Annotated in this window: 17 protein-coding genes; 14 read left to right on the top strand and 3 right to left on the bottom strand. The window is 62.7% G+C overall.

Translation table 11 applies throughout. From position 1 onward, the window contains the following. Positions 1-285 precede the first annotated feature (285 nt). From BLS87_RS15680 to BLS87_RS15645, 8 genes are all read left to right on the top strand, one after another. Positions 286-1,311: an NAD(P)H-dependent glycerol-3-phosphate dehydrogenase gene (locus BLS87_RS15680; protein ID WP_074753398.1), complete on the top strand. Its 1,026-nt coding sequence runs from the start codon at positions 286-288 to the stop codon at positions 1,309-1,311. 39 nt (positions 1,312-1,350) lie between these two features. Then, positions 1,351-1,695, top strand: coding sequence for a DUF4389 domain-containing protein (locus BLS87_RS15675; RefSeq protein ID WP_074753397.1), 345 nt, complete (start codon positions 1,351-1,353; stop codon positions 1,693-1,695). Then, entirely contained in the window at positions 1,692-2,150 is a 459-nt protein-coding gene (gene sixA, locus BLS87_RS15670) for a phosphohistidine phosphatase SixA (protein ID WP_074753396.1), read from the top strand. The genes BLS87_RS15675 and sixA overlap by 4 nt, the downstream gene beginning before the upstream one ends. 179 nt (positions 2,151-2,329) lie before the next feature. Continuing rightward, positions 2,330-2,773 carry a hotdog fold thioesterase gene (locus BLS87_RS15665; protein ID WP_074753395.1) on the top strand — a complete coding sequence of 148 codons (444 nt, stop codon included), beginning with the start codon at positions 2,330-2,332 and terminating at the stop codon, positions 2,771-2,773. A 113-nt stretch (positions 2,774-2,886) separates the two neighbouring features. Next, positions 2,887-3,720, top strand: a complete 834-nt coding sequence (locus BLS87_RS15660) for an alpha/beta fold hydrolase (RefSeq protein WP_074753394.1) — start codon at positions 2,887-2,889, stop codon at positions 3,718-3,720. After that, complete coding sequence (locus BLS87_RS15655; RefSeq protein WP_074753393.1) at positions 3,717-4,571, top strand: alpha/beta fold hydrolase; 855 nt, start codon at positions 3,717-3,719, stop codon at positions 4,569-4,571. Before BLS87_RS15660 ends, BLS87_RS15655 begins: the two co-directional genes overlap by 4 nt. A gap of 138 nt (positions 4,572-4,709) precedes the next feature. Then, on the top strand, positions 4,710-5,540 hold the full coding sequence (locus tag BLS87_RS15650) for a DUF4892 domain-containing protein (RefSeq protein WP_074753392.1): 831 nt from the start codon (positions 4,710-4,712) through the stop codon (positions 5,538-5,540). A gap of 97 nt (positions 5,541-5,637) precedes the next feature. After that, positions 5,638-6,690 (top strand): AI-2E family transporter, encoded by a 1,053-nt coding sequence (locus tag BLS87_RS15645; protein WP_074753391.1) that lies wholly within the window; start codon positions 5,638-5,640, stop codon positions 6,688-6,690. A gap of 58 nt (positions 6,691-6,748) precedes the next feature. Here BLS87_RS15645 and xopAW read toward each other — a convergent pair whose 3' ends face one another. From xopAW to BLS87_RS15630, 3 genes are all read right to left on the bottom strand, one after another. Beyond that, a complete protein-coding gene (gene xopAW / locus BLS87_RS15640) occupies positions 6,749-7,624 on the bottom strand; it encodes a XopAW family type III secretion system calcium-binding effector (RefSeq protein WP_074753390.1) in 876 nt (291 codons plus the stop codon). A gap of 256 nt (positions 7,625-7,880) precedes the next feature. Then, complete coding sequence (locus BLS87_RS15635) at positions 7,881-8,984, bottom strand: sensor histidine kinase (protein ID WP_074753389.1); 1,104 nt, start codon at positions 8,982-8,984, stop codon at positions 7,881-7,883. Further along, a complete protein-coding gene (locus BLS87_RS15630) occupies positions 8,981-9,733 on the bottom strand; it encodes a response regulator (protein WP_074753388.1) in 753 nt (250 codons plus the stop codon). The genes BLS87_RS15635 and BLS87_RS15630 overlap by 4 nt, the downstream gene beginning before the upstream one ends. 1,183 nt (positions 9,734-10,916) lie before the next feature. Between BLS87_RS15630 and kdpF the strand changes: the two genes are divergently transcribed. The 6 genes from kdpF (at position 10,917) to BLS87_RS15600 (ending at position 18,292) form a co-directional block, all read left to right on the top strand. Further along, positions 10,917-11,012 carry a K(+)-transporting ATPase subunit F gene (kdpF, locus tag BLS87_RS15620; RefSeq protein WP_037009437.1) on the top strand — a complete coding sequence of 32 codons (96 nt, stop codon included), beginning with the start codon at positions 10,917-10,919 and terminating at the stop codon, positions 11,010-11,012. A gap of 5 nt (positions 11,013-11,017) precedes the next feature. Next, positions 11,018-12,712 carry a potassium-transporting ATPase subunit KdpA gene (gene kdpA, locus BLS87_RS15615; protein ID WP_074753386.1) on the top strand — a complete coding sequence of 565 codons (1,695 nt, stop codon included), beginning with the start codon at positions 11,018-11,020 and terminating at the stop codon, positions 12,710-12,712. 10 nt (positions 12,713-12,722) lie between these two features. Then, positions 12,723-14,795 (top strand): potassium-transporting ATPase subunit KdpB, encoded by a 2,073-nt coding sequence (gene kdpB, locus BLS87_RS15610; protein ID WP_074753385.1) that lies wholly within the window; start codon positions 12,723-12,725, stop codon positions 14,793-14,795. A 69-nt stretch (positions 14,796-14,864) separates the two neighbouring features. Continuing rightward, positions 14,865-15,425 (top strand): potassium-transporting ATPase subunit KdpC, encoded by a 561-nt coding sequence (gene kdpC / locus BLS87_RS15605; protein ID WP_074753496.1) that lies wholly within the window; start codon positions 14,865-14,867, stop codon positions 15,423-15,425. Between the two features lie 24 nt (positions 15,426-15,449). Continuing rightward, the gene (locus tag BLS87_RS33780) at positions 15,450-15,638 is read left to right on the top strand and encodes a hypothetical protein (RefSeq protein WP_143024394.1); all 189 of its coding nucleotides are present in this window, start codon (positions 15,450-15,452) and stop codon (positions 15,636-15,638) included. Continuing rightward, on the top strand, positions 15,635-18,292 hold the full coding sequence (locus tag BLS87_RS15600; protein ID WP_074753384.1) for a sensor histidine kinase: 2,658 nt from the start codon (positions 15,635-15,637) through the stop codon (positions 18,290-18,292). The genes BLS87_RS33780 and BLS87_RS15600 overlap by 4 nt, the downstream gene beginning before the upstream one ends. Positions 18,293-18,313 lie beyond the last annotated feature (21 nt).

The raw sequence follows: 18,313 nt of genomic DNA, 5'->3' as shown, positions 1-18,313 counted from the left end.
GGGTTGCTTCATGTGCCACTGCTCACGCAAGACAGGGGGTGCAGGTGCACGGGTGTGCCATGGAATCGAATCTCATCGGGAAAACGACCTAACGATAGCTCAACGGATGGGTTGCGGAATTTTCATCCGAGGTGCGCATCTTAACCGAGCCGTAGGTAATTTCCTTGTGAAGAGTAGGGCCACGGCGAGAGGCGTGCCGCTGTCGTGTTTTGCCGCTGGTGGCGAGCCCGGCGCTCCGTATAATGCAGCCATCGCCAGTTCTGATGGCTCTAGATGGATTGTTTTATGACCCAACAGCAACCGATCGCAGTCCTGGGTGGTGGCAGCTTCGGGACAGCCGTGGCCAACCTGCTGGCCGAGAATGGCCACCGGGTCTTGCAGTGGATGCGTGATCCCGATCAGGCGGAGGCCATCCGCGTCAACCGCGAGAACCCGCGTTACCTCAAGGGCATCAAGGTGCTCGAAGGGGTCGAACCGGTCACGGACCTGCAGCGCGCGTTGAGCGACAGCGAACTGGTCTTCGTCGCATTGCCCTCCAGCGCGCTGCGCAGTGTGCTGACACCCTATGTCGATTTGCTGAGCGGCAAGATGCTGGTCAGCCTGACCAAAGGCATCGAAGCCCAGACCTTCAAGCTGATGAGCGAGATCCTCGAAGACATCGCGCCGCAAGCGCGCATCGGTGTGCTGTCCGGGCCGAATCTGGCGCGGGAAATCGCCGAGCACGCGTTGACGGCCACGGTGGTCGCCAGTGAGGACGAGGACCTTTGCCGGCAGGTTCAGGCGGCACTCCATGGTCGCACCTTCCGCGTGTACGCCAGCGCCGACCGGTTTGGTGTGGAGCTGGGCGGGGCGCTGAAGAACGTCTATGCCATTATTTCCGGCATGGCCGTGGCGCTGGGCATGGGCGAGAACACCAAAAGCATGCTGATCACCCGCGCGCTGGCAGAAATGACTCGTTTCGCGGTCAGCCAGGGCGCCAATCCGATGACCTTCCTGGGGCTTGCCGGTGTAGGGGATCTGATCGTGACCTGCTCGTCGCCGAAAAGCCGCAATTATCAGGTGGGTTTCGCGCTGGGGCAGGGGCTGAGCCTGGATGAAGCCGTGACCCGCCTGGGCGAAGTGGCAGAAGGCGTCAATACGCTTAAAGTGCTCAAGGTCAAAGCGCAGGAGTTGCAGGTCTACATGCCGCTGGTCGCCGGGTTGCATGCGATTCTCTTTGAAGGCCGCACGCTGGAGCAGGTCATCGAGCTGTTGATGCGGGCCGAACCCAAGACTGACGTCGATTTCATCTCTACCAGTGGGTTCAACTGATCCCATTGCCCTTACGTTTTCCCCTCCATGGAGAAGCCCTTGAACGAGTCAAAACTCAAGCAGCACGAATCGATTCTGCTGCGCATCCTGTGGATGCTGGTGTTTGTGGTGGTCTGGCAGGTGGCCGAGATCGTCCTGGCGGTCGTGGTGCTGGTGCAACTGGCGTACCGGTTGTTCTATGGCGCGCCGAGCCTGAGCCTGATGTCGTTCGGTGACAGCCTGAGCCAGTTTCTGGCGCAGATCGGTCGCTTCGGCACCTTCCACACCGATCAGAAACCCTGGCCATTCGCCGACTGGCCAGCGCCGCGTCCGCCGGAAGGTGAAGCGCCACACACCGTTCCCGCCGCCGCGCACCCGGTGCGTGATGAGGAACCGAAGCTATGAAAGTGTGGATTCTGCGTCACGGCGAGGCTCAGAACCGGGCGCGCACGGACGCTGAACGTGAACTGACGGACAATGGCCGTGAAGAAGTCCTGAACAGTGCGGCGCATCTGCTGGGCCAGCCGCTGCGCTGGATCATCGCGAGCCCCTATGTGCGGGCGCAGCAGACCGCTGAACTGGTGCGTCAGGCCTTGGGGTTTGCCGATGCGGTGGTGACCGTGCCTTGGTTGACCCCCGAAAGCGACCCGCGCAAGGCGCTGTCCAACCTGGACCTGTATGCCTCGGACGATGTGTTGATCGTCAGTCATCAGCCGCTGGTGGGTTCGCTGATTGGTCTCGCAGTGCATGGCCATCTGCAAACCGCTGAGCCGATGCACACTGCCAGCCTGGCCGAGCTTGACGCGGACTTTCCGTTGGCCGGGGCGATGGAGCTGGTCAGGGTTCGGCATCCGGGGTAAAAGCCCTGGCCTCTCTTTGTAGAGGCGCGCTTGCCCGCGAACGCGGTCGATCAGACACAGCCATGCTGGCTGATACGACGCAGCCGCGGGCAAGGGCGCTGTCATAACCGTTCGGCATTCTCCGCCATCCTATGAATCCATGGCACCGGCAGAGGTGCCGCCAACAACAAGGAAAAACCATGGCCCTATGGCGTGAAGCACCCAACCTCGACGCGCTCAACGCGATGCAGAAAAACACCATTGGCGAGATGCTCGACATTCGTTTCGAGGCCTTCGACGAACAATCCCTGACCGCCAGCATGGTCATCGATCACCGCACGCATCAGCCTTACGGCCTCCTGCATGGCGGTGCATCGGTGGTACTGGCGGAAACCGTGGGCTCGTCGGCCAGCTATCTGGTCATCGACACCAGCAAATACTTTTGCGTCGGGCTTGAAATCAACGCCAACCACCTGCGCGGCCTGCGCAGTGGTCGGGTGACCGCGGTGGCGCACCCCGTGCACATTGGCCGTACCACCCACGTCTGGGACATCCGCCTGACCAGCGACGAAGGCAAGGCCAGCTGCATCTCGCGGCTGACGGTCGCGGTGGTTCCCCATGGCGAGCAGCCGCCCGCGCGCTGATCGGGCGTGCCCATGACCGGAGTGTCATCGCCGATGGCAGTTCCGGTCATTGCCGCGTCAGCCAGCGGGTGCGCACAATTGCCGCCTGTTCAAGGTTCTCTGGATGCGCTGGCATGACCCAACCCGTGTTTTTCGCTCACGCCAATGGCTTCCCCTCGGCGACTTACGGCAAGTTGTTCGCAGCGCTGGGTGATGAGTTTCAGGTGACGCACCTGGATCAGCATGCCCATGACCCGCGTTTTCCAGTGACCGATAACTGGCCCAACCTGGTTGACGAGCTGGTTCACCATTTGCGCGAACAGTCTCAACCGGTGTGGGGCGTGGGGCATTCGCTGGGCGGCGTGTTGCATTACCACGCTGCCTTGCGCCATCCCGAGCTGTACCGTGGCGTGGTCATGCTCGATTCACCGGTGCTGACCCGTTTCGATCAATGGATGATTCGTGCCGCCAAGCGCTTCGGCTTCATCGATCGCATCACACCTGCCGGTCGTACGCTTGGACGCCGCGAAGTGTTCAGCGATCTGGACGCCGCGCGCCGTTACTTCTCCGGGAAAAATCTGTTTCGTCGGTTCGACCCTGAATGTTTTGAAGCGTATCTGCTGCACGGCTTGCAGCCCGATGGCGAGCAGTTGAGGCTGCGTTTCGACCCGGCCACCGAGATCAGCATCTATCGCAGCGTGCCGCACACCAGCCCAGGGATGGCGCGTCATTTGCGCGTGCCGCTGGCGATGGTGCGTGGCGAGCACAGCGACGTGGTGCGGCGGCATCATGCGATGTCGGTGAAAAGCATGCGCGAAGGCGAGTATCTTTCGGTACCGGGCGGCCACATGTTTCCGCTCGAACACCCAGAGGATACCGCGCAGATGCTCAAAAACCTGTTCTCCCGCTGGTCTGCGCGCAGTCGCGCCGCCAACGATTTGCTGGCACGCCAGCAAGCCCGCGCATGAGTTGTTCGGTTGAAGAAGTGCGTCTGAGCCTGCCGCACATTGAGCTGGCGGCGCATTTGTTCGGGCCGCAGGACGGCCTTCCGGTCATTGCCTTGCACGGTTGGCTTGATAACGCCAACAGTTTTGCCCGTCTGGCACCCAAGCTGAAGGGACTGAGGATTCTGGCGCTGGACATGGCCGGTCATGGTCACTCCGACCATCGGCCTGCGGGCGCCGGCTACGGCCTGCCGGACTACGCCCACGACGTGTTGCAGGTCGCCCAGCAGATGGGCTGGGAAAAGTTTTCGCTGCTCGGGCACTCATTGGGCGCCATTGTTTCGGTGATCATCGCGGGGGCGTTGCCCGAACGCATCAACCGGCTGGCCTTGATCGACGGCCTCATTCCGCCGTTGGGCGAGCCCGAAGGCGCCGCGGAGCGCATGGGGGCGGCCCTGCAGGCGCAACTCACGCAGTCGAGCAAACGCAAACCGGTCTACACGGACATGGACCGCGCGGTGGAGGCGCGGATGAAAGGTGTGGTCGCGGTAAGCCGCGAGGCTGCTGAGTTGCTGGCTCAGCGTGGCTTGATGCCGGTGCCTGGCGGTTACACCTGGCGCAGCGACAGCCGCCTGACCCTGGCATCGGCGACGCGTCTGACCCGCGCCCAGGCGCTGTCTTTCGTCAATGCGATCCGCTGTCCTGCGCAGTTGGTGGTGGCGGAGGAGGGCATGCTGGCTCAGAACCAGACGCTGCTGGAGAGTGTGCCGTTCGAGGTCACTGCACTGCCAGGCGGGCATCATCTGCACCTCAACGACGAGGCGGGTGCATCCGCTGTTGCAGACTGTTTCAATCGGTTCTTCGCCGTTCCTTGACTTGCGCGGTGCAACTGTCGAGGCTGGGCGGGTTGAAACAGGAGACTGCATGATGGACCACCGCCCACGCCCGACGATTTCACCTGCCCGCAAGCCGCACCGTCGTGCGGCATTCGTTTGCCTCCCGATGTTCACTCCATGAGCGCCCCTATGCATTTATCACGTGCTTTAGGGGTGGTGCTGTGCCTGTCCGTCTACGCCAGTGTGAGTCAGGCAGCGGATGTCACTGGCAGCCAGGACTTCGCCAATCTGCCGCGACCCACGGATGCCGAGATCGTCGATTACCGGCCAGCCGCCGAACTGGAACGTATCTACCCGATGGGCTCCATTCGCAAGATCAGCGGCCAGTTGCGTTTCGACGGCCAGGTTTCGTCGCGGGGCAATGCGACTTCCGTGACCTATGAATTACCGCCTGAGCGCTCTGCCGACGAGGCGTTTACCGCTGCCCGTGAAGCTTTGCAAAAGCAGAATGCACAGCTGTTGTTCTGGTGCCAGGCGCGCGATTGTGGCGAAAGCAGCCTGTGGGCCAACGAAGTGTTCAGCAACTCCAGGCTCTACGGTGCCGATAGCGGGCAGGCGTATTTATTGCTGCGCCTTGCCGCACCGAACAACGACACCCTGGTGGCGCTGTACAGCATCACGCGGGGTAACCGCCGGGCGTATCTGCACGTCGAGCAATTCCAGGCCAGTGCGCCGCTTGGAGCGTTGTTGCCCACCTCGGCGACCCTGCTGCGAGAGCTGAAGAGCTCAGGCGATTTGAACCTGCCCATGCTCACGGGCGCACCTGCCGAACCGTGGATTACCTTGTTGTCACGTGGTTTGAATCTGGACAGCACGATTCGCGTGACGCTGTCCGGGGCGCAGAGCGATGCCTGGCGCGAAGCGCTGGTCAGCAAAGGCGTTCGCGCGGCGCGGCTGGAAGCGGGCAGCGTAAAGACCTCGGGATTGACCCTTCAACTGATTCGCTGAGACGCGCTCTATCACAAGCGTTGCAGACGGCAATGGGCGAGCCGCAGGGTTCGCCGTTATGCTCATGATCTTGACCCCTTTATCTGCGGAATAACCCATGCTCAATAACGATCGCCTGTTAGTGCAGATTCTTCTGCTGGCGTTGCTCGGTGCGTGTTTATGGGTGATGGCGCCATTCTGGTCGGCGCTGTTCTGGGGCGCGGTGCTGGCGTTTGCCAGTTGGCCGCTGATGCGCCTGCTGACGCGTGCGCTCAACGGGCGCGAGTCGCTGGCGGCAGGCATCCTGACCCTGGGATGGATGCTGCTGGTGGCGGGACCTCTGGTGTGGCTGGGCTTCAACCTGGCGGATCATGTGCGCGACGCTACGGCGTTCGTGAAGGACGTACAGGTCGACGGGCTGCCGGATCCACCGACCTGGCTGGGCAGCATTCCTTTTGTCGGTGAACGGCTGGTGGGTTATTGGACCACGATCGACCAGCAGGGCGCCGCCATGCTGGCCAGCGTCAAACCGTATCTGGGACAGGTCGGCAACTGGCTGCTGGCGCGCAGCGCGCAGATCGGCGGCGGCATTCTCGAACTGACCCTGAGCCTGGTATTCGTATTCTTTTTCTATCGTGACGGGCCGCGTCTGGCGGCGTTCGTGCTCAGCCTGCTGGAGCGGCTGATCGGTGAACGTGCGCAGTATTATGTCGATCTGGTGGCCGGGACCGTACAACGGGTGGTCAACGGGGTCATCGGCACGGCGGCGGCTCAGGCGCTGCTGGCCTTGATTGGTTTTCTGATTGCTGGCGTACCCGGTGCGCTGGTGCTGGGCATCGGCACCTTTCTGCTGAGTCTGGTGCCCATGGGGCCGCCGCTGATCTGGATTCCGGCCACGGCCTGGCTCGCCTGGAAGGGCGAGTACGGCATGGCGATTTTTCTCGGCTTGTGGGGCACGTTCATCGTCAGCGGCGTCGACAACGTGCTCAAGCCTTACCTGATCAGCCGCGGCGGCAACCTGCCTTTAGTGATCGTGCTGTTAGGCGTGTTCGGTGGTTTGCTGGCGTTCGGCTTCATCGGTCTGTTCATTGGTCCGACCTTGCTGGCAGTGGCCTACAGTCTGTTGCTTGATTGGGTGGGGGACAGTCGGGCGCGGCAATTGCCGAAGTAGAGGAGAGACAACCTGCGAAAACCGCCGTCGGGCTATGTCCGGCGGCGGTTTTGTTTTTTCAGGCAGACGTACTGACGTATTTACCCGCCGTCGCGCTGCTGTTGAGGTTATAGCGATCGCTCAATGCCGCGACCATGCGGCTCAAGGCTTCGGTGGCCTGCGTCGTGGTCTGTTGCTGACGGCTGCTGTCGGGTGTCAGCGCGGCGGTTAATTCATCGGCGCTGACGCCGCCGCTGCTGTCGGCATCCAGTGCATTGAACAGCGAAGTGACGTCATCGGTGCTGCTGGTAGCGCTTGTGCTGCCGGTGGAACTGCCGCTTTGCAGCGCGTTGGTCAGTTCGGCGGCGGTGATGCTGCCGTCACTGTCGGTGTCCAGGCTGCTGAACAGCTCGCTGGAATCCTGCGCGGGCGGGGGAGGTGGCGGTTGCTGCGTTTGTAGGCTGGCGGTCAGTTCGTCGAGGCTGACGGTGCCGTCCTGGTTGGTGTCCAGCGCGTCGAACACCTGGCTGCTGTCGGCGCTGCTGGCCGAGCTGCTCAGCGCGGCGGTCAGTTCGTCACTGCTGACGTTGCCATCGCCGTCGGTGTCCAGAGCGCTGAGCAGGTCCTGAGCTTCATCGGCGGCAGAGCCTGCGTCCATTTGCATGGGAGGCGGTGGGGGTGGGGTCATCGAGGCCAGTTCGTCGGCATCCAGACTGTCATCGTCGTTGCTGTCGAGGTCACTGAACGCTTTGCTCAGGCTGACGGTGATGCCGTCTTTGGAGTCCGACGTCAGGGCCGAGCTCAATTCGTCCTTGTCGATACTGCCGTCGCCGTTGGTGTCGAGTTTCTTCAGCAATTCATCGGCGAACTTCTTGCTGTTGCCAGTGGCGCTGGTGGTGCTGCTTGAGCTGACGTAACTGGAATAACTGCTACTGCCGCTGACGCCTGTGATCATCGGACTGACTCCCATCAGATGGATAAAACCGGCTCAGTGCACCGGCTTATGCAGCGTCTACGGGGCGCGTGTCGTGGGTATGTGGGGTTTGTAACGAGGGGCTTACGCAGGCAGGGCTCGCATCGGGTTCACCCTGTGGGAGCGAATTCATTCGCGATGCGGTGGCGAATCTGACGTGGATGTACTGGATGTGCCGGCCTCTCGCGAATGAATTCGCTCCCACGTAAAAACGTATTCGGCTCAAACCGTCAGGGTTTCAGACTCTTGGCAGGTCCAGCACGGCTGTCAGACCGCCACCGGGTGTTTCCTCAAGGCGAAGGTCGCCGCCCATGCGTCGGGCGGCTTCGCGGGCGATGGTCATGCCAATGCCGACGCCGCCGGAATTACGGTTGCGCGAGCCTTCGACCCGGTAGAAGGGCTCAAACACCGCTTCGCGCAGGTTGGCAGGAATGCCGGGGCCGCTGTCGGCCACACGCACCACCAGGCGATCGCTGGCGTCTTCGATCATCACCCTGGCGTGCCCGGCATAGCGCAGTGCGTTGTCGATCAGGTTGTGCAGGCAGGACCGCAGGGCCATGGGCTGGGATTTGAGCGGGCGACAGGTGCCGCTGGCTTCGACATCGTCGCCATTGTCCTGAGCGTTTTCGGTGAGCGATTCGATCAAGGCCTGCACATCGAAATACTGCAGGGCTTCGCTGGTGCGTTGCTCGTTCAGGTAGGTCAGGGTCGCGTCGAGCATGGCGATCATGTCGTTCAGATCCTGAGTCATCTGCCCGTGCAGTTTGGGCTCTTCTATCTGCTCGACGCGCAATTTCAGTCGCGCCAAAGGCGTGCGCAAATCATGGGACACGGCGGCGAGCATGCGCCCGCGCTGCTGCACCTGTTCGCGGATGCGCTCCTGCATGAGGTTGAAGGTCAGGGCCGCTTGACGGGCTTCGCGCGGGCCATTGAGCGACAGCGGCATGCTGTCGAGGTTTTCACTGAGGCGCTCGGCTGCCTCGCTCATGCGCCGGATCGGCCGGCTGAGTGCCTTGGCGCCGAACCAGGCAGCGATCACCAGGCTGATCAGTTGAAAGAGCAGGGGAATAAGCGGAATCCCCAGAATCGGCGGGCGTCCAGGTGGCGGCGGCGGGGGGCGCAAGGCGTCCATCGCGCTGTGTGCAAGCGTTCCGTCCTGCGGGGGAGGCGGCGGTTGTTGCGGCGGATGCCCGGATTGCCTGGACTCCCAGCGCGCGTCGGGCGGTGGCATCTTCGGCCCGTAGTAGTGAAACCAGGCGAAGGCGAGCAGGTGTGCCAGGATGATCGCCAGCAGCGCGCCCCCGAACAGTCGGGCAAACAGTGTGTCGGCGGAGCGGATCAACCAATGTCCCTGGCGTCGAACATATAGCCTTCGCCACGTACGGTCTTGATCAGTTGCGGGGACTTGGGATCGTCACCCAGTTTTTGCCGAAGGCGCGACACCAGCAGGTCGATGCTGCGATCGAACGCTTCGATCGAACGACCACGTGCGGCATCCAGCAATTGCTCACGGTTGAGGACGCGGCGCGGGCGTTCGAGGAAGACCCGCAGCAAGCGGAACTCGGCGTTGGAGAGCGGCACGACCAGCCCGTCCGGTGCGGTCAACTGGCGCAATACGCTGTTCAGGCGCCAGTTGTCGAAACGCAAGGTGGTGCGTTCTTCGGTGCGGTCGTCACGGACGCGGCGCAGGATGGTCTGGATCCGGGCCACCAGCTCGCGGGGCTCGAACGGCTTGGCCATGTAGTCGTCGGCCCCCAATTCCAGCCCGATGATGCGGTCGGTGGGCTCGCAACGGGCGGTCAGCATCAGGATGGGGATATCCGACGAGCTGCGCAGCCAGCGGCACAGCGACAGGCCATCTTCCCCCGGCAGCATCAGGTCCAGCACGACGACGTCGTAGGTTTCTTCTGCCAGTGCTTCACGCATGGCGGTGCCGTCAGTGACGCCGGTGCTCTGGATATTGAAGCGTGCGAGGTAGTCGCACAGCAGTTCGCGAATGGGTACATCGTCATCGACGATCAGCGCGCGGGTAGTCCATCGGCGCTCGTCAGCCTGTGCGTTGGCGGTGTTGCTGTCTGGGGTTGTCTGCATGTTGCTGCCGCCATGTGATGCCGCCGGGGTGGGCCGCGGGTAAGGAACGACGCTGCCATGCTACTTCGCTGGCGAGCGGGGCGGAAGGGTGAGGGGGGCAGGTGTCGGTGGATTGTCGTGAATGTATCAAGAAATGTACAAGGGTCGGGGTTCGGCGTTGCGCTGGCTTTTCTGGCGCGGCGTATCGTGTGTATATCTGATATTCAGGGTGGCGCGGGGTTTGGGTTCTGCCTAACGGCAGAAGCGTTCCGCCTTCGGCGGGTTACTTGAAAACCGGAATGCCGGACCATCCTCAAGTCACCAAGGGTTGACTCCTGGTTCGGTTCCTCCTTCGTCGCAATACCCTTTCTCCGGCGACGCTTCGTAGTGTCTGGACTGTCGCATACAAGAGCGACGCGGGCTGGAGCTAACGCTTATCGCATCTTGATTCATGCATCCATCTTCCGCACGCCGTTCTTAACTGTAGGAGCGCGCTTGCTCTGGGCCGCATTCGGACGATCTGGCGGGAACCGGCAGCAAATCCTGTGCATGCGGAGTTCCAGACACAATTGAGTCGCCTGATTTTGCTACCGCTACGCGGCAGATCGTCCGAGTGCGGCCCAGAGCAAGCGCGCTCCTACGGCCTCCGGCCAGAATCAAAAGCCGCGACCCCATCTCAACCCCGCGTGATTGTTCTGCTTTTGGTTTTGCTTTTCTAGCGCGATAGTCCGAACACCACAAATCGCGACTTGGGTGCAGGCTGAACGCAGGCGACGCGCAGTGGGCCGAGCGGCATGGATGCCGCGAGAGCCGCCCCCGGCCATGGATGGCCGATGGCGGCGGGCCCACGGAGCATCGCTGGAGTGAGGGTACGACGACGAAGGAGTCGCCAAACCAGGCGCTAGACCCTTGGTTACTTGGGGTCATCAAGTAACCCGCCGAAGGCGGAACGCTTCTGCCGTTAGGCAGAACAAATATCCGCACCACCGCAAAAACGGATATACACCCAAATCCCAAATCCCAAATCCCAAATCCCAAATCCCGGTGACCCAGTAAACCAATCCTTTACACCCGCCCGCCCAACAAAATCAGCAGTCTTTACGCTTTCTTTATGCCCTGAACCCCCTCTCGGTCTCGTTCCTTTACACCCTGCGTGACGACAATTCCTACACACGGCAATCGCCGTATGACGGAGAGTTTTTTCATGAGCGTTCTGGATGGGGTGTCACTGCTGTTGGCAGCAGGGTTGTTCGTGTACTTGCTGGTCGCGCTGCTGCGTGCCGGCCGGGTCGAGGAGTGACGGCCATGCACGCTTACGACTACCTGCTGATTCTGGCCTTCTTCGCGCTGGTGCTGCTGCCCGCGCCACTGTTGGGCCGTTTTTATTACAACGTCATGGAAGGCAACCGCACGTTTCTGACCCCGGTCATGGGCCCGGTCGAGCGCGTGTGTTATCGCCTGTCGGGCGTTGACCCGAAGGTCGAACACAACTGGAAAACCTACACACTGGCCCTGCTGGCGTTCAACCTGGCGGGTTTTGTCGTGCTGTTCTCGGTTCTGCTGTTCCAGGGCGCGTTGCCGCTCAACCCGCAAGGTTTGCCGGGCATGGAGTGGTCGCTGGCGTTCAACACGGCGATGAGTTTCGTCACCAACACCAACTGGCAGAACTACAGCGGCGAGGCCTCGCTGAGTTACCTGAGCCAGATGGCTGGCCTGACGGTGCAGAACTTTGTCAGCGCGGCCACCGGTATCGCGGTGCTGGTTGCGTTTTGCCGTGGGATTGGTCGTCGTTCGACCCAGCACCTGGGTAACTTCTGGACCGACATGACCCGCGCCATCCTATACGGGTTGCTGCCGCTGTGCATCATTCTGGCTCTGTTTCTGGTCTGGCAGGGCGTGCCGCAGACGTTCGCTCACTATATCGACGCTGTCACGCTGCAAGGCGCCGACCAGACCATCCCGCTCGGACCGGCCGCCAGTCAGATCGCGATCAAGCAGCTGGGCACCAACGGTGGCGGTTTCTTCGGTGTCAACTCGGCGCACCCGTTCGAAAACCCGACCGCGTGGACCAACCTGTTCGAACTGGTCTCGATCATCCTGATCCCGGTAGCGCTGGTCTTCACCTTCGGCCACTACGTCAAGGACATGCGCCAGAGCCGCGCCATCGTCGCCTGTATGTTCGTGTTGTTCCTGATCGGTGGCGCGACCGCGCTGTGGGCTGAATACCAACCCAACCCGGCGCTGAACATCGCGTCGGTCGAGCAGACCGCGCCGATGGAAGGCAAGGAAACCCGGTTCGGCACCACCGCGACCGTGCTCTGGGCGACCGCTACCACCGCGGCGTCCAACGGTTCGGTCAACGGCATGCACGACAGCCTCAACCCGTTGAGCGGCATGGTCGCACTGGCCAACATGATGGTCGGTGAAGTGATCTTCGGTGGTGTGGGCGCCGGTCTCTACGGCATGTTGTTGAACGTGCTGATTGCGGTGTTCCTGGCCGGACTGATGATCGGGCGCACGCCGGAGTACCTCGGCAAGAAACTGCAGGCGCGGGAAGTGAAATTGCTGGTCGCGACGCTGATCGTGATGCCCGTGGGCGTGCTGGTGTTCGGTGCGCTGGCGGCGTCCTTGCCTGGCCCCGCCGGTGCCGTCAGCAACCCGGGTCCCCATGGTTTCAGCCAACTGCTGTACGCCTACACCTCGGCCACCGCGAATAACGGCTCGGCGTTCGGCGGTTTCAGTGGCAACACTGTGTTCCATAACTTGATGCTCGGCCTGTCGATGTTCATCGGACGCTTCGGTTACATCCTGCCGGTGCTGGCATTGGCGGGCAGTCTGGCGGCCAAGAAAACCTCGCCGCTGGGCCTGAACAGCTTCCCGACCCACGGCCCGCTGTTTGTCACCCTGTTGACCGTAACCATCCTGCTGGTGGGCGGCCTGACCTTCCTGCCGACCCTGGCGTTGGGCCCGATCGCCGAACATTTGAGCCTGGGCTTCTGAGGACCGAACCATGAACATGCAAGCACCTGTGTCCAAGAACCCTGCGACCGACAATGTCGCGCACGCCACCCCGGCCAAGACCGGTTTTGCAGACCTGTGGCGTCCGGCGCTGATCCAGGCGTTCGTCAAACTCGACCCGCGCCAGTTGCAACGCGCGCCGGTGATGTTGGTCGTCGAACTGACCGCCATCCTCACCACGATTCTGTGTGTGATTCCCGATCCGGCAGTACCGACGTTTGTCGCCGTGCAGATCGCGATCTGGCTGTGGTTCACCGTGTTGTTCGCCAACTTCGCCGAAGCCTTGGCCGAAGGTCGCGGCAAGGCCCGTGCCGACAGCCTCAAGGCGGGCACTGAAGGCCTGAAAGCGCGCTTGAAAGGTGCGACCGGAGACTTTCTGACCGTCAACGCGAGCACCTTGCGCAAGGGCGATGTGGTGCGCGTTGAAGCCGGGGAGCTGATCCCGGGCGACGGCGAGGTCATCGAAGGCATCGCGGCGGTCAACGAAGCGGCCATTACGGGCGAGTCTGCGCCAGTGATTCGTGAGTCCGGCGGTGATCGCTCGGCGGTCACCGGCAACACGCGTCTGGTGTCCGACTGGCTGCTGGTGCGGATCAGCGCCAACCCTGGCGAGTCGACCCTGGACCGCATGATCGCGTTGGTGGAAGGCGCCAAACGCCAGAAAACCCCCAACGAAGTGGCGCTGGACATCCTGCTGATCGGCCTGACCCTGATCTTCCTGCTGGTGGTGGTGACCCTGCAGCCATTCGCCCATTTCGCAGGCGGCAACCTGCCGCTGGTGTTCCTGGTTGCGCTGCTGGTGACGTTGATCCCGACCACCATCGGTGGCCTGCTCTCGGCCATCGGTATCGCCGGGATGGACCGCCTGGTGCGCTTGAACGTCATCGCCAAATCCGGCCGTGCCGTGGAAGCCGCAGGCGATGTGCATGTGCTGCTGCTCGACAAGACCGGCACCATCACCTTCGGCAACCGTCGTTGCTCGGCGGTGTATGCCGCTCCGGGCGTCAGCGCCAAGGAGCTGGGTGAGGGCGCATTACTGGCGTCGCTGGCCGATGACACGGCGGAAGGCAAGTCCATCGTCGAATACCTGCGTGCGCTGCACCCGATGGTCGAGCCGGCACCGAGCCAGCTGACTGCCGTGCCCTTCAGCGCGGAAACCCGTTTGTCCGGCGTCGACTACGACGGTCGTGTGTATCGCAAAGGTGCTGTGGATTCGCTGCTCAAATTCCTGGGCCGTGATCGCAGCGATCTGCCGCTGACCCTGTCGCGGGAAATCGACAAGATCGCCAAGACCGGCGGCACGCCGTTGCTGGTATGTGGTGACAACAAACTGCTGGGTGCCATTCACCTCAAGGACGTGGTCAAGCCGGGTATTCGTGAGCGTTTCGAAGAGTTGCGCAAGTTGGGGATTCGCACGGTCATGGTGACCGGTGACAACCCGCTTACCGCCGCTGCGATCGCCGCCGAGGCCGGTGTGGACGACGTGCTTGCCGAAGCCACCCCGGAGAAGAAACTGGAGCGCATCCGTCAGGAGCAGAACGACGGTCGTCTGGTTGCGATGTGCGGCGACGGCGCCAACGATGCCCCGGCGCTGGCTCAGGCGGACGTCGGCATGGCGATGAACGATGGTACGCAAGCGGCGCGCGAAGCGGCCAACATGGTCGATCTCGACAGCGATCCGACCAAGCTGCTGGACGTGGTACAGATCGGCAAGGAATTGCTGGTCACCCGGGGCGCGCTGACGACCTTCTCGATTGCCAACGACGTGGCCAAGTATTTCGCGATCCTGCCTGCGCTGTTCGCGGCGATCTACCCGCAACTGGGTGTGCTGAACATCATGCACCTGGCCAGCCCGCAGAGCGCGATTCTCTCAGCCATAGTGTTCAACGCGCTGATCATCGTCGTGCTGATTCCGTTGGCACTGCGTGGCGTTCGGGTTCAGGCGGCCAGCGCTGCGCACCTGCTGCGTCGCAACCTGCTCATCTATGGTCTGGGCGGCATCGCGGTGCCGTTTGTGGGCATTAAGCTGATCGACTTGCTGCTCACCGGGCTGCACCTGGTTTAAGCGTCACGGTTTGCTTGCAGGGCGGGCGAACGGTCGCCCGCCACGCTTAACTTGATTGAGGATTGAATGATGTCCAGTGTATTGCGTCCGGCCGTGAGCCTGATCGTTCTGATGACCCTGATCACCGGTGTGGCTTATCCGCTGGTGGTGACGGGTGTGGCGCAGGTTGCGTTCCCGGAACAGGCCAACGGCAGTCTGGTGTACGACGATCACGAAAAGGTCCGGGGATCGGAGTTGATCGCCCAGAACTTCACCGGCGAAGGGTGGTTCCATCCGCGTCCGTCAGCCGGTGCCTATGCCACGGTCGCCAGCGGAGCGAGCAACCTGTCGCCGAGCAACCCTGCATTGGCGACGCGGATCAGCGATGATGCGGCCAAAGAGAAGGTCGATAATCAGGGGCCGGTGCCGTTGAACCTGCTGACCACGTCGGGCAGCGGTCTTGATCCGCATCTTTCGCCGGCGGCAGCGGAATATCAGGTGGCGCGGATCGCGGCAGCGCGTAATCTGCCACGCGATTCGGTGCAGCAGTTGATCGCGGCCAACACCTACAGCCCGCTGATTGGGCCGCCGGTGGTGAACGTCTTGGCTTTGAATCAGAGCCTGGAAGCATTACCGTCACAGTCAAGATAAACACCGGCCCTGTAGGAGTGTGGCTTGTCCCGCGATCTGCTGCGAAGCAGTAGTAAAACCAAGCGCCTGTGCAGTGTTAGACGCTTAACAACGATGCACGTGCTGCCGGTTCCCGGCAATTCGCGAGACAAGTTGAAGCGCCACCCCGGCAGCTCCTACAGTGATGAGCGGCAGTACAACAACGTCACCAACGCACCAGGACAACCATCGTGAACTCAAACAGCCGTGCTGACGCCTTGCTGGCCAATCTGCCCAGGGATGACCGTGGGCGGCTGAAGGTGTTTCTTGGCGCCGCGCCCGGCGTGGGCAAGACCTTCGCCATGCTTCAGGCGGCGCACACCCAAATGCGTCAGGGCGTTTCGCTGCTGGTCGGCGTTGTCGAGACCCATGGCCGCGCCGAAACCGAAGCCTTGCTTGGTGGCTTGCCGCAGCTGCCGATGCTGCGTTCCGAGTACCGGGGCGTGATGCTCGAAGAGATGGATCTGGACGGCTTGCTGCGCGCCAAACCGAAGCTGGTGCTGGTCGACGAACTCGCCCACAGCAACGCACCGGGCAGCCGGCACGCCAAGCGCTGGCAAGACATTCAGGAACTGCTCTCCGCCGGTATCGACGTCTACACCACGGTCAATGTTCAGCACCTGGAAAGCCTAAACGACCAGGTGCGCGGCATCACCGGCGTGCAAGTGCGCGAAACCTTGCCGGACTGGGTGCTGCAGGAAGCCTACGAGTTGGTCCTGATCGACCTGCCGCCCCGCGAACTGCTGGAGCGGCTGCGCGACGGCAAGGTCTACGTGCCGGAGCAGGCGAGGGCCGCCATCGATGCCTTCTTCACCCAGACCAACCTGACCGCGCTGCGCGAACTGGCAATGCAGACCGCGGCCGCGCAGGTGGATAACGATCTGGCGTTGGGGTATCGGCAATTGGGTCAGGCCGCGCCTGCGGTGCGCGGTCGGCTGCTGGTGGGCGTGGACGGTGACGCGCAGGCTGAACGGCTGGTGCGCCATGCCAGTCGCGTAGCCCAGCGCCGGCACCTGCCGTGGAGTCTGGTGCATGTCGACAATGGCCGGTTTTTCGATGAGCTGGCGCGCACGCGTTTGCAGAACGCTCAGCAACTGGCGGAGCGGCTGGGCGGGGAAGTGGTGGTCCTGCGCGCCCCGGAAGTTGCGAAAACCCTGATTCAACATGCCGCCGAGCGTCGCGCCAGCCTGGTGCTGGTGGGTCAGTCACGGCCTTTGTTGCGTCGTCGGCTGTTCGGCGGCGGGCTGGCGGCACGTTTGCTGCGAAACGCCCATGGCCTGGAAATCAACGTGCTGGACAGCGAGGCGCGTGCCGACCAGCCACGTTCGTCCACGCCCCGCACGCTGCGCTGGTTCGATTACCTGCTGGCGGTGGTGGCGACGGTCTGTGCCAGCGCCCTGGCCTGGGCGGTTTCCAGCGTGCTGGCGTTGCCCAACATCTCGCTGGTGTTTCTGGCGGCGGTGTTGCTGGTGGCGGTGCGCAGCAGCGTCGGGCCCGCGATGGTCTGTTCGGTGCTGTCGTTTCTGGCGTATGACTTTCTGTTCATTCCGCCGAATTTTTCCCTGACCATCCAGCGCGAGGAGGACGTGCTGACCTTGCTGTTTTTCCTGTTGATGGCCGCGTTGACCGGCAATCTGGCGGCGCGTCAGCGTCGACAATTGCAGGCGTTGCGCGATACCCAGCAGGAAACCAGCGAACTGCTTGACCTGTCCAGACGCCTGACGGCCGCGACGGATCGTCAGGCGGTGCTCAGCGCCGCCCAACAGCATCTGGCGGGTTGGCGCGAGCTTCAAGTGTGCGTGCTGGACAACGACGGTCAGCAAGGCTGGAAGCTTGAAACAGGCGGCTCGGTCGAGTTCTCCGAGTTTGAGCGCGCGGCGGCCGATTGGGCCTGGCAGCATGGGCAACCTGCGGGGAAGGGCACCGGCACCTTGCCGTCGGGCGATTGGTGGTGGCTGCCGCTGTGGGTTGACGACGCGCCGCTGGCGCTTCTGGGGGTCAAACCAAACGAAGGCGAGGCGTTCAGTCCCCAGCGCCGGCGATTGTTGACGGCGTTGAGCCAACCGTTGGGACAGGCATTGGCCCGCGCGCGACTGGCCGAAGACCTGGAAGCGGCGCGACTGCATGGGGAAACCGAGCAACTGCGCAGCGCCTTGCTGGCCTCTGTGTCTCACGACCTGCGCACACCGTTGACGGCCATGCGTGGCAGCATCGACAGCCTGTTGGCCTTGGGCGAAGCCATTCCGCTGGACGATCGCCGGGAACTGCTGGAAGGGACGCGCGATGAGGCCGAGCGCCTGGACCGTTACATCCAGAACCTGCTGGACATGACCCGGCTGGGCCACGGCGCGCTGAAGCTGGCGCGCGACTGGGTGTCGCCGGGCGACATCGTCGGGAGCACCCTGAACCGGCTGCGTGCGGTGCTTGCGCCGTTGCAGGTCAGCACCGATCTGCCCGCAGACCTGCCGTTGCTGTATGTTCATGCCGCCTTGATCGAGCAGGCACTGATCAATGTGGTGGAAAACGCCGCGCGCTTTTCGCCGGCTCACGGCCGTCTGCAGATGCAGGTGAGTGCGACGGACGATGAACTGGTCTTTGCCGTCAGCGACGAAGGGCCGGGTATTCCAGAGGCCGAGCGGGCCAAGATTTTCGACATGTTCTACACCGCAGCGCGGGGCGACCGAGGCGGGCAGGGCACAGGGCTCGGGCTGGCAATCTGTCAGGGCATGGTCGGGGCACACGGTGGGCGTATCAGCGTCGGTGAGGGGATCGAAGGAAGGGGCACCTGCATCAGCCTGCATCTGCCGTTGCAGGCACAGCCGCAGGCTGAAATGGAGCAAGCGGTGTGAGCAGAGGCCGGGTTACGCTGG

The sequence above is a fragment of the Pseudomonas abietaniphila genome (genome assembly GCF_900100795.1).
Classification (GTDB): domain Bacteria; phylum Pseudomonadota; class Gammaproteobacteria; order Pseudomonadales; family Pseudomonadaceae; genus Aquipseudomonas; species Aquipseudomonas abietaniphila.
The sequence above is the reverse complement of the archived record's forward strand: the minus strand, read 5'-3'. Positions and strand labels throughout refer to the sequence as shown.